The organism is Streptococcus suis (assembly GCF_046032515.1).
In the GTDB taxonomy this organism is placed as follows: domain Bacteria; phylum Bacillota; class Bacilli; order Lactobacillales; family Streptococcaceae; genus Streptococcus; species Streptococcus suis_AL.
Genome location: NZ_JARQPJ010000004.1, coordinates 62086 through 89084, shown reverse-complemented (window position 1 = coordinate 89084; position 26999 = coordinate 62086). Strand labels below are relative to the sequence as shown.

Annotated in this window: 21 protein-coding genes; 18 read left to right on the top strand and 3 right to left on the bottom strand. The window is 44.7% G+C overall.

Annotated elements, in window-relative coordinates:
* The 5 genes from P7J49_RS03295 (at position 1) to P7J49_RS03275 (ending at position 4970) form a co-directional block, all read left to right on the top strand.
* Entirely contained in the window at positions 1 to 2202 is a 2202-nt protein-coding gene (locus P7J49_RS03295) for a RelA/SpoT family protein (protein ID WP_408569365.1), read from the top strand.
* A gap of 1 nt (position 2203) precedes the next feature.
* Complete coding sequence (gene dtd, locus P7J49_RS03290) at positions 2204 to 2647, top strand: D-aminoacyl-tRNA deacylase (protein ID WP_408569363.1); 444 nt, start codon at positions 2204 to 2206, stop codon at positions 2645 to 2647.
* A 61-nt stretch (positions 2648 to 2708) separates the two neighbouring features.
* Positions 2709 to 2894, top strand: coding sequence for a hypothetical protein (locus P7J49_RS03285; protein WP_105159389.1), 186 nt, complete (start codon positions 2709 to 2711; stop codon positions 2892 to 2894).
* A 1028-nt stretch (positions 2895 to 3922) separates the two neighbouring features.
* On the top strand, positions 3923 to 4597 hold the full coding sequence (locus P7J49_RS03280; RefSeq protein WP_408569361.1) for a lysostaphin resistance A-like protein: 675 nt from the start codon (positions 3923 to 3925) through the stop codon (positions 4595 to 4597).
* A gap of 97 nt (positions 4598 to 4694) precedes the next feature.
* Positions 4695 to 4970, top strand: a complete 276-nt coding sequence (locus tag P7J49_RS03275) for a hypothetical protein (protein WP_029187108.1) — start codon at positions 4695 to 4697, stop codon at positions 4968 to 4970.
* Positions 4971 to 4983: 13 nt separating this feature from the next.
* On the opposite strand, the gene P7J49_RS03270 is transcribed toward P7J49_RS03275, so the two are convergent.
* Positions 4984 to 5643: a metal-dependent transcriptional regulator gene (locus P7J49_RS03270; protein WP_029187109.1), complete on the bottom strand. Its 660-nt coding sequence runs from the start codon at positions 5641 to 5643 to the stop codon at positions 4984 to 4986.
* A gap of 125 nt (positions 5644 to 5768) precedes the next feature.
* Here P7J49_RS03270 and P7J49_RS03265 point away from each other — a divergent pair, with 125 nt between their 5' ends.
* The 6 genes from P7J49_RS03265 to leuS all read left to right on the top strand — a co-directional run bounded on the left by P7J49_RS03265 (position 5769) and on the right by leuS (position 13708).
* A complete protein-coding gene (locus P7J49_RS03265; protein WP_408569359.1) occupies positions 5769 to 6692 on the top strand; it encodes a metal ABC transporter solute-binding protein, Zn/Mn family in 924 nt (307 codons plus the stop codon).
* 13 nt (positions 6693 to 6705) lie between these two features.
* Complete coding sequence (locus P7J49_RS03260; RefSeq protein ID WP_408569357.1) at positions 6706 to 7470, top strand: metal ABC transporter ATP-binding protein; 765 nt, start codon at positions 6706 to 6708, stop codon at positions 7468 to 7470.
* On the top strand, positions 7463 to 8323 hold the full coding sequence (locus P7J49_RS03255) for a metal ABC transporter permease (protein ID WP_408550846.1): 861 nt from the start codon (positions 7463 to 7465) through the stop codon (positions 8321 to 8323). The genes P7J49_RS03260 and P7J49_RS03255 overlap by 8 nt, the downstream gene beginning before the upstream one ends.
* Positions 8316 to 9143, top strand: a complete 828-nt coding sequence (locus tag P7J49_RS03250) for a metal ABC transporter permease (RefSeq protein ID WP_029187113.1) — start codon at positions 8316 to 8318, stop codon at positions 9141 to 9143. Before P7J49_RS03255 ends, P7J49_RS03250 begins: the two co-directional genes overlap by 8 nt.
* A gap of 69 nt (positions 9144 to 9212) precedes the next feature.
* Positions 9213 to 11105 carry a M13 family metallopeptidase gene (locus tag P7J49_RS03245; protein WP_408569354.1) on the top strand — a complete coding sequence of 631 codons (1893 nt, stop codon included), beginning with the start codon at positions 9213 to 9215 and terminating at the stop codon, positions 11103 to 11105.
* Positions 11106 to 11206: 101 nt separating this feature from the next.
* Positions 11207 to 13708 (top strand): leucine--tRNA ligase, encoded by a 2502-nt coding sequence (gene leuS / locus P7J49_RS03240; RefSeq protein WP_408569352.1) that lies wholly within the window; start codon positions 11207 to 11209, stop codon positions 13706 to 13708.
* A gap of 50 nt (positions 13709 to 13758) precedes the next feature.
* Here the strand turns inward: leuS and P7J49_RS03235 are convergent, their stop codons facing one another.
* Both P7J49_RS03235 and P7J49_RS03230 read right to left on the bottom strand, forming a co-directional pair.
* Complete coding sequence (locus P7J49_RS03235; protein WP_408569350.1) at positions 13759 to 14127, bottom strand: alpha/beta fold hydrolase; 369 nt, start codon at positions 14125 to 14127, stop codon at positions 13759 to 13761.
* The gene (locus P7J49_RS03230; RefSeq protein ID WP_408569348.1) at positions 14114 to 14524 is read right to left on the bottom strand and encodes an alpha/beta hydrolase; all 411 of its coding nucleotides are present in this window, start codon (positions 14522 to 14524) and stop codon (positions 14114 to 14116) included. The genes P7J49_RS03235 and P7J49_RS03230 overlap by 14 nt, the downstream gene beginning before the upstream one ends.
* Positions 14525 to 14678: 154 nt before the next feature.
* On the opposite strand from P7J49_RS03230, the gene P7J49_RS03225 reads away from it, so the two are divergent.
* The 7 genes from P7J49_RS03225 (at position 14679) to P7J49_RS03195 (ending at position 26944) form a co-directional block, all read left to right on the top strand.
* Positions 14679 to 15302: a CHAP domain-containing protein gene (locus P7J49_RS03225; protein ID WP_408569346.1), complete on the top strand. Its 624-nt coding sequence runs from the start codon at positions 14679 to 14681 to the stop codon at positions 15300 to 15302.
* A gap of 145 nt (positions 15303 to 15447) precedes the next feature.
* Positions 15448 to 16257 carry an amino acid ABC transporter substrate-binding protein gene (locus tag P7J49_RS03220; protein WP_408569344.1) on the top strand — a complete coding sequence of 270 codons (810 nt, stop codon included), beginning with the start codon at positions 15448 to 15450 and terminating at the stop codon, positions 16255 to 16257.
* 19 nt (positions 16258 to 16276) lie between these two features.
* Entirely contained in the window at positions 16277 to 16936 is a 660-nt protein-coding gene (locus tag P7J49_RS03215) for an amino acid ABC transporter permease (RefSeq protein ID WP_024376150.1), read from the top strand.
* 9 nt (positions 16937 to 16945) lie between these two features.
* Positions 16946 to 17689 (top strand): amino acid ABC transporter ATP-binding protein, encoded by a 744-nt coding sequence (locus tag P7J49_RS03210; protein WP_408569342.1) that lies wholly within the window; start codon positions 16946 to 16948, stop codon positions 17687 to 17689.
* 163 nt (positions 17690 to 17852) lie between these two features.
* On the top strand, positions 17853 to 18791 hold the full coding sequence (locus P7J49_RS03205) for a LacI family DNA-binding transcriptional regulator (protein ID WP_408554081.1): 939 nt from the start codon (positions 17853 to 17855) through the stop codon (positions 18789 to 18791).
* Positions 18792 to 18905: 114 nt separating this feature from the next.
* The gene (locus P7J49_RS03200) at positions 18906 to 25265 is read left to right on the top strand and encodes a pullulanase (RefSeq protein WP_408569340.1); all 6360 of its coding nucleotides are present in this window, start codon (positions 18906 to 18908) and stop codon (positions 25263 to 25265) included.
* A gap of 230 nt (positions 25266 to 25495) precedes the next feature.
* Positions 25496 to 26944 (top strand): PTS sugar transporter subunit IIC, encoded by a 1449-nt coding sequence (locus P7J49_RS03195; RefSeq protein ID WP_408555437.1) that lies wholly within the window; start codon positions 25496 to 25498, stop codon positions 26942 to 26944.
* Positions 26945 to 26999: the final 55 nt, after the last annotated feature.

Below are 26999 nucleotides of genomic sequence, written 5' to 3'. Positions count from 1 at the left end.
ATGAAAGAAATCAATTACACTGGCGAGGAAGTTGTTGCACTGACAGCAAGCTATCTTCCAGCTGATGATGTGGCCTTTGTTGAGAAAGCTTTGAACTATGCTACTGAAGCTCATAAACTTCAATTTCGGAAGTCAGGCGAACCCTACATTGTCCACCCTATCCAAGTGGCAGGGATTTTGGCAGGGCTCAAGCTAGATGCGGTAACCGTAGCTTGCGGATTCTTGCATGACGTAGTAGAAGACACTGAGGTAACTCTGGATGATATGGAGGCTGAATTTGGACCAGAGGTTCGCCATATTGTCGGCGGTGTGACCAAACTGGGTAAGGTTGAGTATAAGTCACATGAGGAGCAGTTGGCTGAAAACCACCGCAACATGCTGATTGCCATGTCCCAAGATATGCGGGTCATTCTGGTTAAACTGGCAGACCGCCTTCACAACATGCGGACCCTTAAACACTTGCGCAAGGACAAGCAGGAACGGATTTCACGTGAAACAATGGAAATCTATGCTCCCCTTGCCCACCGTCTAGGTATTTCTTCTATCAAGTGGGAATTGGAAGACATATCCTTCCGTTACCTCAATGAAGTTGAGTTCTACAAGATTACCCACATGATGAGGGAGAAACGACGCGAACGGGAAGAGTTGGTCAATGAAGTCGTCGACAAGTTGAGGGAATACACAGAGGAGCGCCATCTTCACGGTCAAATCTATGGTCGTCCCAAGCATATCTACTCTATTTATCGGAAGATGCACGATAAGAAAAAACGCTTTGACGAACTGTATGATCTGACAGCTATTCGCTGCTTGATGGATACTCCAAGCGATGTCTATGCCATGCTTGGCTACATCCATGAATTATGGAAGCCGATGCCGGGTCGTTTCAAGGACTACATTGCCAGTCCAAAAGCCAATGGCTACCAGTCCATCCATACGACAGTCTATGGACCAAAGGGACCGATTGAGTTCCAAATTCGGACGGTAGAAATGCACCAGGTTGCAGAGTACGGGGTTGCGGCTCACTGGGCCTACAAGCGTGGTGGCAAGGCAACTGCCAGCGAAAAAGAGTTGCGCTGGATCAACAACCTGATTGAACTCCAAGAAGGGGCTGGGGATGCGCAAACCTTTGTAAATTCTGTCAAGGACGATATTTTTACAGAACGTATTTACGTCTTTACGCCAGATGGTGCTGTGCGTGAATTGCCAAAGGATTCTGTACCGATTGACTTCGCTTATGAAATTCATACCAAGGTCGGTGAGCGAGCGACAGGTGCCAAGGTCAACGGCCGTATGGTGCCTCTGACGACCAAGCTCAAGACGGGCGACCAGGTGGAAATCATCACTTCTGCCAACTCTTTCGGCCCAAGTCGTGACTGGGTCAACTTGGTTAAAACTCACAAGGCCCGTAATAAAATCAAGCAGTTCTTCAAAAACCAGGACAAGGAACTTTCCGTCTCCAAGGGGCGTGAAATGCTCCAGAACCTGCTCCAAGAAAACGGCTACGTTCCCAACCAATATCTGGATCGCCGCCACATGGATGAGGTCCTGCAAAAGACCAGCTATAAGACCGACGAATCCCTTTTTGCGGCAGTTGGTTTTGGAGAAATCTCTGCCGTGTCCGTCTTTAACCGTCTGACAGAGAAAGAACGCCGAGAAGCTGAGCGGGCTAAGGCAAAGGCTGCCGCGGACGAATTGGTCAACGGTGGCGAAGTCAAACACGACAACAAAGATAGTTTGAAAATCCGTCACGAAGGTGGCGTGGTCATTGAAGGGGCGTCAGGCTTGCTGATTCGGATTGCCAAATGTTGTAATCCAGTACCTGGCGATGAGATTGTCGGCTACATCACCAAGGGACGTGGGGTGGCTGTTCACCGTGTAGACTGTATGAACCTCAAGAGTCAGGAAAACTATGATGTTCGCTTGATTGATGTCGGTTGGGAGGATGAAAATTCGACCAAGGAATACATGGCAAACATTGATATCTACGGGCTCAACCGTTCAGGTCTCCTCAACGATGTCCTCAAGGTCTTGACCAATGCCAGCAAGAACATTTCTTCGGTCAATGCCCAGCCAACCAAGGATATGAAGTTTGCGACCATCCACGTCTCCTTTGGTATTTCCAACCTGGCAACCTTGACCAGTCTGGTGGACAAGATCAAGTCGGTGCCAGAAGTTTACTCAGTGAAAAGGACCAACGGATAAGATGAAAATTGTATTACAACGTGTGTCGCAGGCCAGTGTGACCATCGAAGGAAGCATTCATGGGCAAATTGAACAAGGACTTTTGCTCCTAGTCGGTGTGGGGCCAGATGACAGCCAGGAAGACCTGGACTATGCTATTCGAAAAATCGTCAATATGCGGATTTTTTCAGATGAGGCAGGCAAGATGAACAAGTCCGTTCAAGATGTGGCGGGCAAGATTTTATCCATTTCCCAGTTTACCCTGTTTGCGGACACCAAAAAAGGTAATCGCCCTGCCTTTACAGGAGCAGCAGCTCCTGCCCTAGCTAGCCAACTCTATGATGCCTTTAACCAAGCCCTGTCAGCCTTTGTGCCTGTTGAAGTGGGTGTTTTTGGGGCGGATATGGCGGTCAGTCTGGTCAATGATGGACCGGTGACCATTGTTTTGGATACGAAAAATCGCTAGACCTCTATACATCTATATGTAAATTTGGTATACTAATATCAAGAAAATGTGGAGGTGCCCAATGAAAAAGTTATTGACCAATCATTTCTTTTATTTAATTCTCGCCTTTGTTTTGATAGTAGCCATCTATCTTAGCGATTTAGATAAACGCTGGATTATTTTAGCAAGCTTTCTTTACTTCATTCCCTCACAGATTTTGTACCGTCGTCGCCTTAAAGAGCGACTCCAAGAAGACCAGCCCAAGTAGGCTGGTTTTTTGATGTGTAAATTGGACTACAATTCTTTATTAAATATGCTATAATAGTTTTTGCAGAAAAGTAAAGACGGTGGCTCTAATTTCTGAAAGGTAGGTGGGAGCGGTACAGAACTCAACTAGTAGAAGATGAGTTCGTCTTACCGCCCCCGCACAGTTGATTAGGTCAGATTTGGAGTGCGAAGCACGAACAAATCTGCCAATCAACCACTGCGCTGAGATGTTGACGAGAATTAAGAGAAGTGGAATGGAACTTTTTGTTCTACTCTGAAAATCATCAAAATCTAACAGAAAGGCTAGCCCAAGCCAGCTGGTAAGTGAACTTACTCATCTGGCAACGACAAATCCTATAAGATTTGTCTAGGGCTCGCACTAGCTCGAGTTTTGAAAAATATCGTTTCAAAACTCTCACGTCGGAGGTTATTGCTTGTCAACCTTTGAGTGGCTAACACTCATTTTTGTAGCTGGTACAGTCATCCAGTTTTTCTTTTATTACTTCGACGAGCGAGGAAACGTACTTTCCTTATTTCCAACTTCAAAGACTCCATTGGAGTCTTTGAACTCGCTTTGCCGTACTCCAGTACTGTCTGCAGCTCGTTGCCTAGTACTAAAAGTAAACTGAATGACTATTTTCTTTTATCGCTCTCGTGATGTTAGTTCTTGAATTGGTAAAAACGACAAAAAAATAACCGTCTATAACTTTGGCAGGTTAACGGTTATTTTTTAAATAATTTGTAAACAGCCACCGTCTTAAACGGTTCTGCAAGGGGTAGTTGTTTCTGGCAACTCCCTTTTTCTATGTTTATTATACATCGGTGGGTCTATCAAGTCAAGTTGGACATTTAACTATTATTCCCTTGTTTATACTATTAATGATGGGAATACTAAACTTGTTTCGAGTGACAGACTACTTGCAGTATATTCTAAATATACTGGGGTTAGTAGGAATATTAACTCTGAGTTATCATACATATAAAAATGAAACTCGGAATTAGTTGTAATAGATAAAAAATAAGTAGAATATGAAAATAATAAAATCCATCGGTTTAGCAGTGGGTACCTTGCTTCTCACTTTGCTCATTCAATTTCCGGCTTATATGGGGATAACAGCCTTTCAAGAGAGTGTGCTTTTAAAACTTGCAGTCATGATAGGGCTAGGTCTTGCAATATTGGCACTACTTTCTGTCATCAGACGAGGAATGGTGAAGAATCAAGTCTTTTCAAGAGAGAAGCTGAATATTTTTAAAATAGTCGGTATGACAGCGTTGGTATTTACTGGACAAACTTGCCTGAACCTCCTTTGGCAATATTTAGGGCTTAGCACTAGTGATTCTAATGCCTTGGATATAGTCAATCAGTTAAATTCGGACAATTTTTGGGTGATGGCTCTCTCAGTTGTCTTGTTTGCTCCAGTTTTAGAAGAATTTCTTTACAGAGGGATTTTGTTAGAAAAGACAGCCCAGTATTTTCCTAAGCATCCTCAAATGGTCATTGTATTTTCTGCCCTTCTATTTGCCTATTGTCATACTTGGAGCTTTTCAGTAGCATTTTTAGGGCACTTTATAACAGGGTCTTATCTGGGCTATCTGTATATGTGCAATAGACGAATGACGGACAGTATCCTTGCACATAGCTTCTATAATGCCTCCATTTTACTCCTCCAAATTTTATTTGGTTTGGTGCAGATTGGTGGATGAAAATTGACAGTAGACATTTTGGGGAAATGCCTGTATACTAAGAGGAAGTTAGCAACTTTATAATTGCTAACTATCAAGTGCAGAGGTGGGCAGAAATATGAGAAAATTTTTTCAAGACCTTAATCAAGACTATCTGGAAACCAGAAGTTCAGTTGGAGAAGATAGGCTGGAGTGGATTATCCAGAGAAAGATGACCTGGGGGATGCGGTGGGGATTGGTGCTCGTGTTCATGTTTGTCATCCAACCCTTAACCTATCATCCTTTCTTTCTCTTGGCTTGTTTTTATATCGGTTCTTTTTTGGGTTTGGTATATATCCTAGGGCAAGTGTTTTTTGTTGCCAGATCCATTTTTCGTAATGTGAAGAAAAAATAATCGCTCAGCTTGTTTAGGCTGGGCGATTGGTTTTTTCTACGAATAATTCATGGGCGATGGTTGTAGGGATAGCCAGTTCTTTGTTCTTGTACTGGATGGTAATGGTCTGGGCAAAGTGGTCAAAATCCGTCACAAGCAGTTGGTCACCGAGGGCTAACTCATGTTGCTCCAGGTATTGGAGGAGCTGGTAGAAATCATGGATACGAACCAGTTGGTAGGTGCCTGTTTCTGTCAGTTGGGAAAGTCGGGTTTGGTAACGTTCTACTAGACCCTGTCCTTCTTTTGGAATAGTGCCACCGTGTGGACAGGTTTGGGGATAACCTAGGAGTTTATCCAGTCGGTTGATAAAATGGTCTGAAACAGTATGTTCCAAAATTTCAGCTTCTTCATGGACTTGTTCAGGGGAATAGCCCAGCTGTTCGACCAAAAAGACTTCGATCAGTCGGTGCTTGCGGTAGAGGTTGGCGACCATTTCCAAGGCGGCTTGGCTAAGGAGATAGCCGGCTGTCTTGTCTTTTTCAATTAGTTCCTCATTCACCATCTTTTTTAGCATTTCAGAAACGGCTGGGGCGGAGAAGGCCATCTTCTCTGCGATGAGTTTATTGGTAATTTTTTGGTCTAATTGACCTAGTTCATAAATACATTTTAGGTAATCTTCTTTGTTTGGTGTCATGAGAACTCGCTTTCTACTGAAACTATTATATCAAAAAATTTAAAAATCAGTTGACAAAATGAATTTTTTAGCTTAATCTAATTATATAGTTAGGTGTGCTTAATAAAAATAAAAGGAGAACCTATATGAAGAAAATATTGTTCAGTTTTGCTCTGCTATTGTCCCTAATAGGACTAGGAGCTTGTCGTCCATCGCAAACCACAGAAGGCTCTAGTAAGCCAAGGGTGGCTGTGACTACTTCCTTCCTCAATGACATGGTCTATCAGTTGGCAGGCGATGAGGTGGAACGTGATTTGCTGATTCCAGCAGGAGAAGACCCTCATTTGTACGTAGCCAAATCTAGTGATTTATCAAAATTACAAAAGGCTGACCTTGTTCTCTACCACGGTTTGCACTTTGAAGGTAAAATGGTTGAAGCTTTGGAGAAGACCGGAGTAGCTGTTTCTAAAAACTTTAATGTAAAAGACTTGAATACGATGGATGAGGATGGGGAAGAAATTGTCGATCCGCACTTCTGGTTTTCAATTCCCTTGTACAAGTCAGCTGTAGCTGTAGCTTCAGAGGAACTACAAAAACTCTTGCCTGCTAAAGCTGAGATGATTCAGAAAAATACAGAAAAATACCAAGCGCAGCTAGATGATTTGCATGCCTGGGTAGAAAAAGAATTAAGTGTGATTCCAAAAGAAAGTCGCTATTTGGTAACGCCACATGATGCCTTTAATTACTTTGCTGCTAGTTATGACTTCACTCTCTATGCTCCTCAAGGAGTGAGCACCGACTCAGAAGTGGCTAATAGTGACATGATTGAGACAGTTAACCTAATCATTGACCATAATATCAAGGCTATCTTTACAGAGTCTACAACCAATCCAGAACGTATGGAGAAATTGCAAGAGGCAGTAAAAGCAAAAGGTGGTCAGGTGGCTGTTGTAACAGGTGAGGGCAAGGAGTTGTTTTCGGATTCTCTAGCACCAGAAGGGGAAGACGGGGCGACATTTATTGAGATGTACAAGCACAATGTCAAGTTGATTGTGGAGCATTTGCAGTAGAAAGGTTGGGAAAATGGAAGAAATTCTGAGAGTGGAGAACCTGTCCTTGCACTATGGTGCTGGACAAGTCAAGGCTCTAGATCAGGTCAGTTTTCAGCTACCCAAGGGTTGTCGTGCAGCCTTGGTCGGACCAAATGGTGCAGGGAAATCTAGCTTGTTCAAGGCCATCTTGGGCTTAGAAAAAGGGGTGACTGGCAAGGTCTCGCTACTGGGTCAGTCAGAGCAGTTGGACCAGGTCATTCAGAAAAAGGTTGCCTATATTCCCCAAGCCAGTCAGGTCAACTGGCAGTTTCCAGCAAGGGTCCTTGATATTGTCCTGATGGGACGCTTTGCCCACACCAGTGGTTTCTTCCGTCGACCAAGTTCTTTGGATAAGGAAAAGGCAGAGCAGGCTCTGGAAGAGATGAAGATCAGCGAGTTACGCAATCGGCAGATTGACCAGTTGTCAGGAGGTCAACGGCAACGAGTCTTTCTAGCCAGAGCCTTGGCTCAAGAAGCCGAACTCTATATGATGGATGAGCCCTTGGCGGGAATTGATCAAGCGACGGAGCAAATTATCATGGACTGTTTGAAGAAGTTTCAGCAGGAAGGCAAGACCTCTCTGGTCATCCACCATGACCTCCTGACCTTGGAAAAGTACTTTGACCATGTCATCTGGCTCAATGGTCGCTTGGTAGCGGAGGGACCAATGGATCAGGTGGATCAGCTGCAAGCCTATCAAGCTGCTTATGGCCAGGAACCAGCCTTCTTTCTAAAGGAGGGGCTTGGTCATGCTTGAACTCTTACGGGATTATTCTTTTTGGACGGTGGCACTGGGAACTCTAGTCTTGGCTCTGGCGGCTAGTCAGATCGGGACCATCAGTGTCTTGACCAGACAAAGTTTAATCGGAGATAGCTTGGGGCATGCGGCCTATCCTGGCATTATCCTGTCCTATATGGTCTTTCAATCACGCAAGCCCTTGCTTCTGTTGCTTGGAGCGGTGGGTTCAGGCTATCTGTCCTACGGTTTGGTTGGCTGGCTCTGCCGAAGGGGGCGGACCAGTCGGGTCAATGCCTTGGCTCTGGTTTCAGCGGCCTTCTTTGGACTGGGCTTGGTTCTCAAGCAGTATGTTCAGGGCAATGCTGCCTTTCAAGGAGCAGCCCAAGCAGGTTTGGAAAACTATGTCTTTGGTCAGGCAGCCTTTATGCAGTTGGACGATGTCCTGCTCATCTGTTTGGTTGCTTTGCTTGGCCTGTTCTTATTTGGCTGGTATTACCAGTCGCTCAAACTCTATCTATTTGACAGACAATTTGCCAAGCTAGTGGGAATTCCTGTGGAAAAGATTGACCGCCTAACCCTGTTTTTGCTGCTGAGTTTGATTGCGGTTGGCTTGAAGGTGGTCGGTGCTATCCTGATGAGTAGTTTCTTGATAGCACCAGCCGTCTTTGGCTTGCTCCTGGGAAAATCCTATGCCCAAACCTTAGCATTGGCAGCTGGAATTGCCAGCTTTTCAGCCCTTGTCGGAACCTATTTGAGTTCTGTTGTGACGGGCTTATCGACTGGGCCAACCATCATCGTTTGTTTGAGTGTGTCGTCCCTAGTAGCCTTTGCCTATGTGACCTATATCAGAAAGGAGAATGTCCATGCTTGAGGTCTTCTTGATTTTACTGGCTGTTGGTTCTTCTTGTGGCTTGATTGGGTCTGTCTTGGTGGTGCGTAATCAGGCCATGTTGGCAGATGCCTTGTCCCACTCAGTTCTCTTGGGCATTGTGTTGGGCTTTTTTGTCAGTCAAAACCTAGACTCTCCCTTGCTCTTGCTTGGGGCGGCGGTCTTTGGCTTACTGACAGTCCTAGCGATTGAAGGGCTGCACAGTCGCAAGCTGGCTCAGGATGCGGCGACGGGCTTGCTCTTCACCTTTTTCTTCGCCCTAGCGGTTATCCTTATCTCCCTTTTTGCCCGTAATGTCCATCTGGACTTAGACATGGTCCTGATGGGCGAGGTGCTTTTTGCGCCGCTTAATCGGCTGGACCTCTATGGTCTATCTATGCCGCTAGCCTTGGTCAAGTCTGTCGGTCTCCTGCTGGTCTTACTGGTCTTCTTTCTTCTCAACTTTCAAGCACTCAAGCTGTATCTGTTGGACAAGGAGCAGGCCAAACTACAGGGGATTACCACCCAAAGACTGGAATGGAGCCTTCTTTTTCTGGTTTCTTTGACAACGGTTTTCTCCTTTGAAGCGGTTGGTTCTATGGCGGTCATTGTTTTCCTAGTGGCACCTAGCATGGCAGCTTTGCCTTGGTCTCGGCATTTCTTCCAGTTTTTAGTTTTGGGGCAATGCTGCGCCATTCTGATGATTTGTCTAGGCTTTGGGCTTGCCAGCTGGCTTGATCTGACCATGTCTGGCACTTGTTCGGTCATGGGCCTTTTGACAGTCTGCGTCAGCTTTTTCCTAAAAAATGCCCTAAAACTTTAGTTTGGCAAATGAAATTTTCAGACTTTTTTGTTATTATAGTAAGTAATCATATAGACAAAGGAGAATAGAATGACACGTTTACAAGATGATTTTTACGAATACGTCAATGGTGAATGGGCAAAAACAGCCGTGATTCCAGACGATAAGCCAAGAACTGGTGGTTTTTCAGACCTAGCGGATGAGATTGAAAAGCTCATGATTGACACGACTAACGAATGGTTGGCGGGAGAAAATGTCCCAGAAGATAGCGTTTTGCAAAACTTCGTGGCCTTCCACAAACAAGTAGCCGACTATGAAACCCGTGACCGTTTGGGGGCAGAACCAGCACAAGCCTTGATTGCAGAGTACAAGGCTCTCAACTCTTTCGAAGAATTTACCAGCAAGCTGGCAGAATATGAGTTGGCAGGCAAGCCAAACCTCATGCCTTTTGGTGTGGCACCTGACTTTATGGATGCGACAACCAATGTCCTCTGGGCAGATTCTCTAGGCATTATCTTGCCAGATACGACCTACTATGAAGAAGGCCATGAAAAAGGAGCAGAATTGCTCAAAATGTGGAGAGAGAGTCAAGAAGCTCTCTTGCCTAAGTTTGGTTTCAGCGATGAGGAAATCAAGGACCTCCTAGACAAACGATTGGAACTGGATGCTAAGATTGCCAAGTATGTCTTGTCAAATGAAGAGGGGTCTGAATATGCCAAACTCTACCATCCGTATGAGTGGGCAGATTTTACTGCCTTGGCACCAGAGTTGCCGTTGGATGATTTCTTCACAGCGATTTTAGGGCAAACGCCAGACAAGATTATCGTGCCTGAGGAACGCTTCTGGCAGGCTGCCAAAGACATATACAGCGCGGATAATTGGGAGCTTTTGAAGGCGACCTTGATTTTGAAAGCGGCAGGAGCTTATACAGCCTTCCTATCGGATGAAATCCGTATTCTAGCAGGAGCCTACAGCCGTGCCCTTTCTGGTACACCGCAGGCTCAAAACCAAGAAAAAGCAGCCTACAACTTGGCACAAGGCTACTTTAACCAAGCTCTCGGCCTTTGGTATGCTGGCGAAAAATTCTCACCAGAAGCCAAGGCCGATGTGGAAGCAAAAGTCGCTAAGATGATTGAGGTCTACAAATCTCGTTTGGAAACGGCAGATTGGTTGGCTCAGGAAACGCGTGACAAAGCCATTGTCAAACTCAATGTTATCAAGCCTTACATTGGCTACCCAGAAGCCTTGCCAGAGCGTTATTATAAGAAGATTATTGACCCAAGCAAGTCCTTGGTGGAAAATGCTATCGAACTAAACAAGATTGACATTGCTCATGGTTGGAGCAAGTGGAACAAGCCTGTGGATATGAAGGAATGGGGCATGCCAGCCCACATGGTCAATGCCTACTACAACCCACAGAAAAACTTGATTGTCTTCCCAGCAGCCATTTTGCAAGCACCATTCTACTCGCTAGAGCAATCTTCATCAGCTAACTATGGTGGTATTGGTGCCGTCATTGCCCACGAGATTTCCCATGCCTTTGACTCAAACGGTGCTTCCTTTGATGAGAACGGTAGTCTAAACAACTGGTGGACAGAGGAAGATTATGCTGCCTTTGAAGCTCGTACTCAGCAGGTCATTGACCAGTTTGAGGGTCAGGATTCTTACGGTGCCAAAATCAATGGTAAATTGACCGTGTCAGAAAACATTGCCGACCTTGGTGGGATTGCAGCAGCCTTAGAAGCAGCCAAGTCAGAGGATGACTTCTCCGCAGAGGAGTTCTTCACTAACTTTGCTCGCATCTGGCGAATGAAGGCCCGTCCTGAGTTCATGCAGATGTTGGCGAGTGTCGATGTCCACGCACCAGGTCACCTACGCACCAACATCCAGTTGCCAAACTTCGATGAATTCCATGAAACATTTGGTGTTCAAGAAGGCGACGGTATGTGGCGTGCCAAAGAAGACCGTGTGATTATTTGGTAAAAATGGGAAAACAGCTAGTGAAAACTGGCTGTTTTTGTCTTTCCCAATTCCCCAAAAACGTGATATAATAAGAAAATAATCAATTTTATTGGAGAAATGACATGAGCTTCTACAATCACAAGGAAATCGAGCCCAAATGGCAGGAATTTTGGGCAAAAAATCATACTTTTAAAACGGGAACAGATGCAGAAAAGCCAAACTTTTATGCCCTAGATATGTTCCCTTATCCGTCTGGTGCGGGCTTGCACGTAGGTCACCCTGAGGGCTATACGGCGACGGACATTCTCAGCCGTTACAAGCGTGCCCAAGGTTACAACGTTCTTCACCCAATGGGGTGGGATGCCTTTGGTCTACCAGCGGAGCAATACGCTATGGACACTGGAAATGACCCAGCTGACTTTACAGCAGAAAACATTGCCAACTTCAAGCGTCAGATTAACGCCCTTGGCTTTTCTTACGACTGGGACCGTGAGGTCAATACAACCGACCCTAACTACTACAAGTGGACCCAGTGGATTTTCACTAAGTTGTATGAAAAAGGCCTAGCCTACGAGGCAGAAGTGCCTGTAAACTGGGTAGAAGAATTGGGAACAGCTATCGCCAACGAAGAGGTCCTTCCTGACGGAACATCTGAACGTGGTGGCTATCCAGTTGTCCGCAAGCCAATGCGTCAATGGATGCTGAAAATCACAGCCTATGCAGAACGCTTGCTCAATGACCTAGAAGAGGTTGATTGGCCAGAGTCGATTAAGGATATGCAACGCAACTGGATCGGCAAGTCAACTGGTGCCAATGTGACCTTCAAAATCAAGGACACAGACAAGGACTTCACTGTTTTCACAACTCGTCCAGATACCCTTTTTGGTGCGACTTACGCTGTCCTTGCCCCTGAGCATGACTTGGTCGATAGCATTACATCGCCTGAGCAGGCAGAAGCTGTGGCAGAGTACAAACGCCAAGCTTCTCTTAAATCAGACCTTGCCCGTACAGACCTAGCAAAAGATAAGACAGGTGTCTGGACAGGTGCCTACGCTATCAACCCTGTGAACAACAAGGAAATTCCAATCTGGATTGCTGATTATGTCCTTGCAAGCTACGGAACAGGTGCTATCATGGCTGTTCCTGCCCACGATGAGCGTGACTGGGAATTTGCCAAGCAGTTTGGCTTAGACATCATTCCAGTTTTGGAAGGTGGCAATGTAGAAGAAGCACCTTACACAGAAGATGGTGCCCACATCAACTCTGATTTCCTAGACGGTCTTAACAAGGAAGAAGCCATTGCTAAAATGGTTGCTTGGTTGGAAGAAAATGGTCTTGGTCAGGAGAAAATTTCTTACCGTCTCCGTGACTGGCTCTTCAGCCGTCAACGTTATTGGGGTGAGCCAATTCCAATCATCCACTGGGAAGATGGCACTTCCACAGCCGTACCTGAAAATGAGTTACCTCTGGTATTGCCAAAAACCTCTGACATCAAGCCTTCAGGTACAGGGGAGTCCCCTCTTGCTAACTTGACAGACTGGTTGGAAGTGGTGCGTGAAGATGGTGTCAAAGGTCGCCGTGAGACCAACACTATGCCACAATGGGCGGGTTCGAGCTGGTACTATCTCCGCTACATCGACCCACACAACGATGAGAAATTGGCAGACGAGGAGCTTCTCAAGGCTTGGTTGCCAGTGGACATCTACATCGGTGGTGCTGAACACGCGGTCCTTCACCTGCTCTATGCTCGCTTCTGGCACAAGTTCCTCTATGACCTTGGCGTTGTGCCGACCAAAGAGCCATTCCAAAAACTCTTTAACCAAGGAATGATTTTGGGAACTAGCTACCGCGACAGCCGTGGGGCACTTGTAGCGACAGATAAAGTTGAAAAACGTGATGGTTCTTTCTTCAACATCGAAACTGGTGAGGAGTTGGAACAGGCACCTGCTAAGATGTCTAAGTCTCTTAAAAACGTGGTTAACCCAGATGATGTGGTCGAGCAATTCGGTGCGGACACCCTCCGTGTCTACGAGATGTTCATGGGCCCACTTGATGCGTCAATCGCTTGGTCGGAAGAAGGTCTCGAGGGCAGCCGTAAGTTCCTTGACCGTGTTTATCGCCTCTTGACTACTAAAGAGATTGTGGCGGAAAATAGCGGAGCGCTTGATAAAGTCTACAATGAAACTGTGAAGACGGTGACAGAGCATATCGAAGATCTGAAATTCAACACAGCTATCGCTCAGCTCATGATTTTTGTCAACGCAGCCAACAAAGAAGACAAGCTCTATGTCGACTACGCCAAAGGCTTTGTCCAATTGATTGCCCCATTTGCACCACACTTGGCAGAAGAGTTATGGCAAGGTTTGACTAAGTCAGCTGAGTCTATCTCATATGTCGCATGGCCAACATATGACGAAAGCAAGCTGGTAGAAAGCGAAGTGGAAATCGTTGTCCAAATCAAAGGCAAGGTGAAAGCCCGCTTGACCGTAGCCAAAGACTTAGCACCAGCTGAACTTGAAAAAGTTGCCCTTGCAGACGAAAAAGTCCAAGCCGAAATCGCTGGGCAAACAGTGGTGAAGGTGATTAGTGTTCCGAATAAACTCGTCAATATCGTAGTGAAATAACCAGCCATAACAAGAAAACGACTTCCGTTTAGGAGGTCGTTTTTGGCTGTTTATAGATAACTTTTCTCGCTCAACCAAGCATGGATAACGGATAGGGTCTTGTCTTGGAATTTGCCTATCGGGTACATATGGTCTGCTCCTGTTAGGGAAATCAGGATTGAATCCTTGTAATTCTTGGCTGTTTTCCGAGCGATGGCAGAAACGGTCATCTTATCCTCGCTTCCAGTGATAATGAGGACAGGTCCTGACATCTTGCTGAAATCAACATAGGCAGCTCTGCTTTTATCCAAAAAAGGAAATGCCATTTGGGTATAGACCTTGCCAGATTCTGGGACTAGGCCTTGGTAGAGTCCCTCCTTTATCTCTGGGTCTTGAGCATTTAGACAGTAGTTAAAGAAGGCTTTTTTATAGGGTGGCATGTGCTTTTTCCAGAATCCCCAGCGAAGGAAATGCGGTAAAAAGCTGGCTAACATGGTCGGATAGAGGGCCAGGATGTTCAGCTGTTGGGGCGGGTCCCATGAGAATCATGCCAGCCACCGGAGTGCGTTCTGCGACCATTTGGGCTAGTAGACAGCCCAGAGAATGCCCCAAAAGAAGTGGTGGCTCATCTAGGCTCTCAACCAAGGCGACCAAATCATCAGCATAGTCTGTCAGGCTGACGGCACCGACCTTGTTTGCGACTTCGTTATACGGTAAGTCATGGTGGCGTAGGTTGGGCGTGTGGACTCGTAGACCCATTTGTTCCAATTTCGTAGCAAAGTCTACCCAAACAGAACCATCGCACCAGGTTCCGTGAATCAAAACGATATCTTTCATATTCTCCTCCTGACTTTTTTCTATTATAGCATGCTGAAAGCTAATTGTTAACTGTCTGTAAAAAAGTTAACCTACTAGTCACATTTCTTTAAGTCTTGTGCAAGATTAGTTGGTTAGGATAGATGCAGAAGAAAATTGAAAGGATTTGACGAGTATGAATAAACAAACACTTCACAAAACAATGAAAACTGCTCTTGCTATGGCTATGTTGGGAGGAATGCTGACTTTGGGACAGGACTTAGCAAAGGCAGATAGCATAACAGAAGATACCCCGACAATTGAGGCATTAACGATTCAAGTAGAGGAGGAAAAGCAAAAGGAAGAGTCTGCAGCCAAAGCTGCCGCTGAGAAAGCAGCTGCAGAAAAGGCTGCTACAGAGGCAGCCGCTCAAGCTGCCCTTGCAACCAATATGGTTTCAGAAGTAGCAGTAACCTACACAGCTAACACTTATCCAGTAGGTCAATGTACCTGGGGTGCAAAGGAAGCAGCACCGTGGGTAGGAAACTATTGGGGAAATGGTGGAGACTGGGCTGCCAGTGCAGCAGCACAAGGATATGAAGTCGGTACAACACCTAAAGTTGGCGCAGTCATCGTATGGACAGATGGTGGCTATGGCCACGTTGGAGTTGTGACCGAAGTTGGAGAAAATGGTCTGATTCAGATTGTGGAATCAAATTATAATGGCAACATGACCGTAGCAAATTACCGTGGATTTTTCAATCCACTTGAAACAGGAGCAGGAACGGTTAGCTACATTTACCCACCAGCTGGTGTATAATCAGTTAAAAAGGTCTTCTAGGCCTTTTTCTTATTTCTAAGACTTGATTAAAAAATTTAATAGCCTTGATAGAAAATTTATATTGGTTATACGCTTCATTTCGTGATATGATTGAGAAATCTGAAAAAGAAAGAGTGTATTTATAATGAAAAAATTAGCTTTATTTGCAACAACAGCCCTAGCAGCTTTTACCTTAGCAGCTTGCAGTTCGTCAACATCAACGAGCTCATCAAGTAGTTCAGACCAAACCCTCTTGGCACAAATTAAGGAAGAAGGCGTTATTCAAATCGGTACTGAAGGTGCCTACGCTCCTTATTCCTACCATGATGAGAGCGGAAAATTGGTCGGTTATGATGTAGAAGTAGCCGAAGCCGTTGCTGAGAAATTGGGTGTTAAGGTGGAATTTGTTGAAACAGAATGGGATTCCATGATTGCAGGTTTGGATGCAGCCCGTTTTGATACTGTTGCCAACCAGGTTGGTATTACGGATGAACGCAAGGAAAAGTACGACTTTTCAACACCATATACATACATCTATGGAGCTTTGGTAACACAGAAGGATAATACTGACATTACAAGTTTTGCAGATTTGTCAGGTAAGAAGTCAGCCAACAGCTTGACAAGTAACTGGGCTGATTTGGCGCGTGAAAATGGAGCAGAAGTTGTCGGTGTGGATGGATTCTCTCAGGCAGTTGAATTGTTGAATACAAACCGTGTGGATGTAACCATCAATGACAACTTGGTATATTTGGATTACCTCAAGCAACACGCAGATGCACCGATTAAGCTTGTGACCTTGACGGATGACGTATCGACAACAGCCTTCCCAGTTGCAAAAGGAAACGATGACCTTGTCAAAGAAATTGATGCAGCTTTGTCGGAGTTGGCTAGCGAAGGAAAATTAGCTGGAATCTCAAACAAATACTTTGGTGAGGATGTATCTAAAGCCAAATAAAGAATAAATAGGAGAAACGATGACAGATAGAGTTTGGCAATTATTAATTGATTCATTTACGCAAATCCTTGTCCCAGGATTATTGGTGACGATTCCACTGACCATCTTGTCTTTTGTCTTTGGTCTAATCATTGCTATTGGGACAGCCTTGGTGCAAATTGCTCAGATTCCCATTCTCAAACAAGTGGCTCGTTTCTATATTTGGGTTGTTCGAGGGACGCCACTCTTGGTTCAACTCTATGTGATATTCTTTGGGCTACCAAGTCTAGGAATTGTCTTGGATGCCTTTCCATCGGCGGTTTTGGTTTTTTCTGTCAATACAGGTGCCTACGCCGCGGAAACCATACGGGCTTCTATCGAGTCCGTTCCTAAGGGGCAGTTGGAGGCTGGCTATTCTGTCGGGATGAGTTTTGCCCAGACCATGCGTCGGATTATTCTCCCACAGGCCTTTCGAGTGGCCTTTCCACCCTTGTCAAATACCTTGATTGGATTGGTCAAGGACACATCTTTAGCGGCTAATATCACGGTCTTGGAGATGTTTATGGCGACTCAGCAGATTGCGGCAAGGACCTATGAGCCATTTGCCCTCTATTGTGAAGTTGCTCTCATCTATCTATTCTTTTCAACTATTTTGACCAAGCTTCAAGCCTATGGCGAGAAGAAGTTGGCGGTCTATTAGGAGGTTCAGATGATTCAAGCAAATGGAGTAAAACTGGCCTTCGATGGTCAAGAGGTATTAAAAGGCATTGATGTAGAGGTCAATCCAGGAGAGGTGGTTGTTATTTTGGGACCATCTGGCTCCGGAAAAACAACCCTTCTTCGTTCATTGAACTTTTTGGAAAAAGCTGACGCGGGTCACCTAGTCTTCGGTGAGGACAGCTATGACTTGGCTCAGATGACAAAGAAGGAAATTGCAGCCATCCGCAAGCGAACAGCCTTCGTTTTTCAAAACTACAATCTCTTTGCCAATAAGACTGCCCTGCAAAATGTGACGGAAGGCTTAATTGTAGCTCGGAAAGTACCCAAGCAAGAGGCTGAAAGAATCGGTAAGGCAGCCTTGGACAAGGTTGGCCTGTCGGACAAATATGATTCTTATCCGAGCCAGCTATCAGGAGGTCAGCAGCAACGGGTTGGCATTGCCAGAGCCATTGCGACTAGTCCAGAGGTCATTTATTTTGATGAGCCAACCTCGGCCTTGGATCCTGAGTTAATCGGTGAGGTCTTGGCTGTCATGATGCAGTTGGCCAAAGAAGGCATGACCATGGTGGTTGTGACACACGAGATGGGCTTTGCGCGTGCAGTAGCCGACCGTGTGATTTTCATGGATGGGGGCCAGATTATTGAAGAAGGCCGACCAGAAGCTATTTTTGACCAACCAAAAGAAGAACGAACCAAGCAATTCTTGGCTCGGATTCAGAAAGAAGAACTATAGAAGGAAAACACTGGCAATGCTGGTGTTTTTCTCTTACCTAAAGAAATAGATGTTATAACCTTCAAAACACTTTTGCATTTTTTACTAGAATTGGATATAATAGATTAAAGAAAACGTTTGCACAAAAAATCGAGAATATGAATAAGAAAAGTAGGAGGGGCTGATGACAACTTTAGCAGATGTAGCTAGGTTAGCTAATGTTTCAAAGATGACAGTGTCACGTGTTATCAATCATCCAGAGCAGGTGACACGCGAATTGCGACTGTTGGTGACGAAAGCCATGGAAGAATTAAATTATAAGCCAAATGTTGTCGCCAAGGCCTTGGCCCAGCAACGGACCCTGATTGTGCAGGTGGTCATCCTTGAAAAAATGGATGTCGTTGAGCCGTATTATATCGATTTATTGCGAGGGATTGCAGCAGAATTGAATCAACGAAATTATACCTTGCAATTGGTAACCGATGCGAAGTTAGTGACGGATCAGTGTGATGGCTATATTATCACAGGTGCCAGAAAGTCAGATTTTTCATGGTTGAAAGGCTTGGGTAAACCTCTCATATTATTTGGAGAGAATAGTGAGGGGCTACCGTTTGTGGATTCAGATAACAAGGAAGCCACTCGATTAGCGACAGAATTTGCCCTATCAAAAGGATATGAACAGGTTTTCTTTGTGGGCATTGATCTACCAGAGTCATTTGAAGAAAGGCGAGAAGAAGGCTATAAAAAGGCTATGAAAGACCGAGAGAGTCGCCTGTATCGCTTGGCCAATCATTCTCGCGTCGCAGAAGACTTTATCAGAAATCTAGACGATTTACCAGATAAGACTTGCTTTGTCTGTGCTTCGGACCGCCTAGCACTTGGAATTACAAGGGGGCTACAAGCGATTGGAAAATCGATTCCACAGGATGTTGGCGTGATTGGATTTGACGGATTTTTTATCGATAGGATTTCAAATCCGAGGTTGACGACCATGAAGCAACCCATTCAAAAAATGGGAGCAATTAGTGTAAAGCGATTGATGGATATGCTGGACGGAAAACCATTGACCAGCTTGGCTCATTTCGACCGTGCTGAATTGATTGAACGAGAGACTACGCCATAGTAGTTTCTTTTTTTGATTATTTTTGTTACCGATAACATTTAAGAAAACGTTTGCAAAGACTAGGTACTATTGTATATACTTATACTATAAAAATCAATTTTTGTGGAGGAGCCTATGAAAAAGAAATCTATTCGTGAGATGAAATCAAGAGGAATGTTTGAGAAAAAACAATTTTTTAGCATTCGTAAATTTAATGTCGGCGTTGCATCCGTCGGTATTGCGACAGCTTTTCTGATGTCTGGAGTCGGTCAAGTAGTTCATGCCGAGGAAGTGGCTACTCCTGCGGAAACTACCATAACCAATGTTTCGGAACAGTCTGGAGGAGCATCGACAAGTGAAACCAATACAAATCCTACAGGAGTATCAGAAACAGTTAAGACACCAGCAGTAACTGATGTTGTTGAAACAGTAGATAATGCTTCAGCTGCTCCGCTGGAAACTACTGAAACACCTGAGGCAGAAAGAGCTGCAGCAGAAAACCCTATCGAAGAAGGCAGCATTCGTCTGCACTTTGAAAATGTAGACGAAACAGCACCTGAAAGTCAAGGTTTGTGGACTTGGGGAGGGGTGGCAGAGCCGTCCGATGGTAATCAATGGCCAAGGGATACAGCGAATTTTTCAAGCAGTCAGGTAGATGACTACGGCCATTACGTTGATATTAAAAAATCTGAGACGCCAGGAACGATTGGCTATCTGGTCCTCAAGAATGGGGAAAAAATAACAGAAACGGACCAAAAAGTGGAGCTTCTTGTTCCGGAACAGAATGAAGCCTGGATCGCTAGTGACTACAGCGTGTCTAGCTATGAGCCGCTCAAAGATGAAAATGTTCTCCGCATCAATTACACACGTGAAGACAACAATTATGAAGGTTGGGGCGTATGGACTTGGGGCGATACGACTGAAGCGAGTGATGGCTGGCCAACAGGTGCCGTTGATTTTAAACTTGGCAAATATGGCGCCTATGTTGACATTCCTCTATCGAATGGTTTAGATTCTAAGCTTGGATTTCTACTAATCAATCAGAATAATCCAGATTTGGCTGGCAATAAAACCATTGATTTAGCCTTCGCAGATCGTAAGCGGCATAGCCAAATTTTCCTTCGCAATGACGACGACAAAGTCTATACCAATCCATATTTTATCGAAGAGAAAGTAGAACTTGATACCAGCAAAGCGACTCCGGGTACAAAAAATGTGACTGTTGAGGCTAGTAGCAAAGCACCATTCAACTACAATGAAAGTGGCTTGGTATCTGTAACTGTCACCAACCCTGAAAATGCTGAGATTGTCAAAATGGAAGTCGATACAAGTGCCATCGGCGGAGGTCTTGTGCCAATCTCTACTGAGCTCAATCGTGTGACCATTAAAGCGACGTCTAACACAGCGCCAGGGACCTATAGTCTTCCTGTAAAGGCCTATGACAAGGACAACGGTTACTACGAAACAAAATTGGATGTGACCATTACAGAGCGTATCAAGGCAGATGGTGAAAAAGACTGGGACGAGCAAGTCATCTACTTTATGATGACCGACCGTTTCTACAATGGAGACACCAGCAATGACAAGCTGGTGGAAGGAACAGCCGCCAACCCACGCGGTCTTTACCAAGGCGGTGACTTCAAAGGAGTGACAGCCAAGCTGGATTACTTGAAAGAGTTGGGTGTGGACTCTATCTGGTTGACACCAATTGTGGAAAATATTCCACAGAATGTCGGTAGCGCTACAGATGGAGAGTACTATGCTTACCATGGTTATTGGGCATCCAATTTTGAGAAACTTAATCCGCATTTGGGAAGTTTAGCTGATTTCCATGAATTGATTGATGCCGCAGCCGAAAAAGGTATAAACATTGTTGTTGACGTGGTGCTTAACCATGCTGGCTATGGTACAGAAGAAACCTTTGCAGGTATGGTACGGACTAAGGAAGAAGATAAGCAGGGAGATGATCAATTAGGCTCATTATCTGGTTTACCAGACTTCAAGACAGAAGAAGCAGCTGTTCGCAATCAGTTGGTTGCTTGGCAGGCATCTTGGTTGGAACGCTCAACAACTGCCAAGGGTAATTCAATCTATGCTTTCCGTGTCGATACAGTCAAACACGTTGATGATACCACATGGCAACATTTCAAAAATGAATTGGTGGATAGAGACCCTGACTTCCACTTGATTGGGGAAACTTGGGGAGCGAATTATAAGGATGCCAAGGGTGACTTGGGAGTCGGTACTATGGACAGCTTGTTGGACTTTGGCTTCAAGGATATTGCCAAATATCTGGTCAATGGTCAACTGAAAGCAGCTGGAAAAGAGCTGGAAGAACGTAGCAAGGTTTTGACTAGTGCAGCATCTCTGGGTCAATTCTTGGGTAGCCATGACGAAGATGGTTTCCTCTACAGTCTCGGTGGCGCAGAAAAAGAAGGAAATCTGGATAAACTGAAATTGGCTGCCAGTCTCTTGATTACTGCAAAAGGTCAGCCAGTCATCTACTACGGTGAAGAATTAGGTCAATCTGGACAAAACAATTGGCCAGTTTATGACAACCGGTACGATTTCGATTGGAGCAAGGTAGAGACTAGCGACATCACAGACCACTATCAGAAATTATTGGCTTTCCGCAATGCCAATTCAACATTGCTCTCACGTGGTGATACAAGCACACTTGCTGGAAATGATAGCCAAGGTTGGCTTATCAGCAAACGCAGTTACCAAGATCAAGCTGCCTATCTTGTCTTCTCAACCAATACCGAGAGCAAGGAAATGGCGCTTGAAGTATCTGGTAAGGATGTGGTTGTCACAGATGCCTACACAGGAAAAACGTATCAAGCTATCGAGAAAGACGGTAAATGGGTTGTTCAAGTCGAACTTCCAACAATCGGTCAAGGTGGAACCATGCTCCTTCAGACTCAAGCAGGAGACATCGTCAATGCAAGTGTGCAAGGTGCGACTGAAGAGCCAATTGAAGCAGGCTACTTCCGTGTTCACTTTAAAACTCTACCATCTGATAATTTATCTAGCCTAGGTCTATGGACATGGGATGATGTCGAAAAACCATCGTCAGATGTTGGTGCTTGGCCAACAGGTGCAACCAATTTCAGCACGGCTAAACAGGATGACTATGGCTATTATCTGGACATCAAGATGAAAGACGAAACAGCTAGCAAGATTAGTTTGTTGATTAATAACACTTCTGGTGAGAACATCACAGGTGATAAGATCATTGAACGGATTAGCACCAAGATGAATGAAGCTTGGTTTGATGAAAACTACCAACTCAGCCTCTATCAACCACTCAAAGAAGGCTACATCCGTATCAATTACTTCCGTACCGATGGCAATTATGACCAAAAAGGTCTCTGGATCTGGGGAGATGTGACTGATGTTGCCTTGGGTGACTGGCCAAATGGTATTGATTTTGAAAACCAAGGTAAGTACGGTGCCTATATCGATGTTAAATTGACAGATTTACCAAGTTCCATTGGCTTCCTGCTATTGGATGAAAGCAAGTCAGGAGATGATGTGAAGATTCAGCAGAAAGATTATAGCTTTACAGATTTGAAAAATCAGACACAAATCTTCCTTAAGGATGATGATGCGACTATTTACACCAACCCTTATTTTGTCAATAATGTCCGTGTGACAGGTGTTTCTCATGTTAGCCTAACAGCTTTAGAAGCAGCCTTTACAACGCTTGAAGGTGCGGATAAGGATAGCATCTTGGAGAAATTGTCTGTAACAGATAAGAATGGTCAGACAGTTGCTGTGACGGACCTTGTCTTGGATGCTACGAGCAACAAGGTGCGAGTCCTCGGGGATTTCAACCAAGAAAATGCGGGCTATACCCTCAAATATGGCAATGATAGTTTCACAACAACTATGAGCTGGCAATTGAAGGATGAGCTCTATGCTTATGATGGAGAACTTGGTGCGCGTGTGCGTCAGGCTGGTAGTGTCGTTGATATGACTCTCTGGTCTCCAAGTGCAGACAGTGTAGCAGTTGTTCTTTATGATAAGGATGACCAATCTAAGGTGGTCGGTAAATTAGCCATGACCAAGGGCGATAAGGGACAATGGGATCTTGAATTGAATGGTCAATCAGGTCTTGGTATTTCGGACTATCGTGGTTACTACTACCATTATGAAATCACTCGGGGGGATCAAGCAGTTCTTGTTTTAGATCCATATGCTAAGTCTTTAGCGGAGTGGAATAGTGATTTGGCAGATACAGATCCATCTTATCGGATTGCAAAAGCTGCGATTGTGGATCCATCAGAAGTTGGTCCAAGTGGTTTGGGCTATGCCACAATTCCTAACTTCAATCAGCGTGAAGATGCGATTATCTATGAAGCACATGTTCGTGACTTCACATCAGATCCTGCTATTTCTGATGAATTGACAGCTCAGTTCGGTACCTTTGCGGCCTTTGCAGAGCGTCTCAGCTACCTTAAAGACCTGGGTGTGACCCATATTCAGCTGCTCCCAGTTATGAGCTACTATTATGTCAATGAATTGAAAAATGCAGAGCGGATGAGCGAGTACGCTTCTAGCAACAGCAACTACAACTGGGGCTATGATCCACAGAGCTACTTTGCCTTTACAGGTATGTATTCTACAGATCCGACCGATCCAATGAAACGCATCGAGGAATTCAAAAACCTGGTCAATGAAATCCACAAACAAGGCATGGGTGTGATTTTGGATGTGGTCTATAACCACACTTCTAAGACTTTCTTATTTGAAGATTTGGAGCCAAACTATTACCACTTCATGGAGGCAGATGGTACGGCTAAATCAAGCTTTGGTGGTGGTCGTCTGGGAACCACTCACTATATGAGCCGTCGTGTCTTAGTTGATTCCATCACCTATCTTGTGGATGAGTTTAAGGTAGATGGTTTCCGCTTCGATATGATGGGGGATCATGATGCCGAAGCAATTGAGCTGGCCTTTACAGAGGCACAAAAACTCAATCCAAACATTATTATGCTTGGTGAAGGATGGAGAACCTTTACAGGCGATGCTAATCAGCCTGTTCAGCCAGCGGACCAAGACTGGATGAGTTCAACAGATACGGTTGCGGTATTCTCAGATGACATTCGTAACACACTTAAATCTGGTTATCCAAACGAAGGTCAGCCAGCCTTTATCACAGGCGGTGCTAAGAGTGTTGAGTCTGTCTTCAATAACATCAAGGCACAACCAGGCAACTTCTTGGCAGACGATCCAGGTGATGTGATCCAGTATATTGCTGCGCATGATAACTTGACGCTCTTTGATATTATCGCTCAGTCCATCAAGAAGGATCCATCAATCGCTGAAAATTACACTGAAATTCACCAACGTCAACGTTTGGGTAACTTGCTAGTCTTGACTGCTCAAGGGACACCGTTTATCCATTCTGGTCAGGAGTATGGACGGACCAAACAGTTCCGCCATCCTGATTACAAGGAGCCAGTTACAGAGGACAAGGTACCAAACAAGGCGCATTTGTTGACCAATGCAGATGGAACGCCATTTGACTATCCATACTATATTCATGATTCTTACGATTCATCGGATGCGGTCAACAAGTTTGACTGGACCAAAGCGACAGATGAGGCGCTCTATCCAGAGAATACCCGTACTCAGGCCTTTACAAAAGGATTGATTGCCTTGCGCAAATCTACAGATGCCTTCCGTTTGGGAACAAAAGAAGAAGTTGAACAGAAGGTTAGCTTGATTTCAGTTCCAGGTCAAAATGGTATTGCTACAAACGATGTGGTTATTGCCTATCAAACCATTGCAAGCAACGGTGATCGCTATGCAGTATTTGTCAATGCTGACAGTAAGGAACGTAGTTTTGTTCTTTCTGATAGTTACAAAGACTTACTGCAGGGTCAAGTGCTGGTCGATGGTAAGCGTGCAGGTGTAGAAGCATTGTCTGATTTAGTGGGTGTCGAATTGACTGATAGCGCAGTTGTTCTTGCACCTTTGACTGCAACGGTGATTCGTTTATCTGACATTATTACAGAAGTTCCAGATACAGCGCCTACTGCTGAAGAAAAACCAAGTCTAGACTTTACTACCAAGGAACGTACAGAAGAATCTGTCCTTCTGATTGCAGAGGAAGTTCGCTATGATGAAACTCTTGCAAAAGGTCAATCTTATGTGCTTCAAGAAGGTAAGGCAGGCAAGAAAGTCTTGGTTTATCAAGATGTCTTGGTTGATGGTAAGGTAGTAGCAACAAATCTGTTATCAGAAACAGTTGTTGATAGCGAAACACGTATTGTTGTGAAAGGCAGTATGGAGGCTAAGAAAGAGGCTGAAAAACCGAGTCTTTCTACTACTGCTCAAGCATCTGGACAAGCGACAAGTGGTACAAGCAAGGCGAGTCTACCAGCTACAGGTGACCATCAAAGTGATTTGGCACTTCTAAGTCTCGGACTTGCTGGACTTGGTCTGACAGTCGCTGCCCAAAGCAGAAATAAAAAATCAGAAGAATAATATGCTTTCCTCCCAAGAGGTTAGGAACCCTATGGTTCTTGACCTCTTTTTTATTTTGTGGGCAGAAACCAAATCGTCTTTTAAAATTTACGATTTAGAAGTAGTCAATAGAAACTTTGGTAAATAGTCCAAGAGTGAACACAAGCCTGTGCTTTATTTGGTCTTTTTGTTTCCGCTTACATAACTTATAATAAAACCATAAAAATCATTTCAAAAAAGGAGAATGAAAAATGGATTTCCTTCAAACCCCATTAAACTGGTTCTCACAGAATATCCTGCAGAATCCAGCCTTCTTTGTAGGTCTTTTGGTATTGGTGGGCTATGCCCTCTTAAAGAAAAAGCCTCATGATGTTTTTGCAGGGTTTATCAAAGCGACAGTCGGCTATATGATTTTGAACGTAGCAGCTGGTGGTTTGGTAACGACTTTCCGTCCGATTTTGGCGGCCTTGAACCACAAGTTCCAGATTGACGCGGCAGTTATTGACCCTTACTTCGGTCTTGCAGCGGCAAACGGTAAAATCGCTGAAGAGTTTCCTGATTTTGTATCAGCAGCTACAACAGCCCTCTTGATTGGTTTCGGTGTCAATATCCTCTTGGTGGCACTTCGTAAGGTTACCAAAGTACGTACTCTGTTCATCACTGGACACATTATGGTACAACAAGCGGCAACAGTCTCATTGATGGTGCTCTTCCTTATCCCGGCTCTTCGCAATCAATTTGGTACAGCAGCGATTGGTATCATCTGTGGTATTTACTGGGCAGTCAGCTCAAATATGACAGTTGAAGCAACGCAACGATTGACAGGTGGCGGTGGATTTGCCATCGGTCACCAACAACAATTCGCTATCTGGTTTGTCGATAAGATTGCACCAAAACTTGGTAAAAAAGAAGAAAACTTGGATAACTTGAAGCTACCTAGCTTCCTCAACATCTTCCACGATACAGTTGTTGCTTCAGCGACATTGATGCTTGTGTTCTTCGGTGTGATTTTGTTCATCTTGGGTCCAGAAATCATGGCAAACCCAGAAGTGATCACTTCTGGCACTCCATACAACCCAGCTAAACAAGCATTCTTTATGTATGTGATTCAAACAGCCTTCACCTTCTCAGTATATCTTTTCATTTTGATGCAAGGTGTCCGCATGTTCGTGGCAGAATTGACAAATGCCTTCCAAGGTATCTCAAGCAAATTGCTTCCAGGTTCATTCCCAGCGGTGGACGTTGCAGCTTCTTACGGCTTTGGTTCATCTAACGCAGTTCTTTCAGGTTTTGCCTTTGGTTTAATCGGTCAGTTGATTACAATCGTTCTCTTGATTGTTTTCAAGAGTCCAATCCTTATCATCACTGGTTTCGTACCTGTATTCTTCGATAACGCAGCTATCGCAGTGTACGCTGACAAACGTGGTGGTTGGAAAGCAGCAGCCATCCTTTCCTTCATCTCAGGTGTCCTTCAAGTTGCTCTTGGTGCAGTCTGCGTTGGTTTGCTTGAATTGAGCGGTGGTTACCACGGAAACATCGACTTCGAAATCCCATGGTTGCCATTCGGTTATGCCTTTAAATACCTCGGTGTTGCTGGTTATGTTCTTGTTTGCTTATTCTTATTGGCTATTCCGCAACTTCAATTTGCAAAAGCAAAAGATAAGGAAGCTTACTATCGCGGTGAGGCACAAGCGGACTAGCATCGTCATCCAGTTTATCTTTTATTACTTGGTTCATTAAGAAAAACAACAAAAT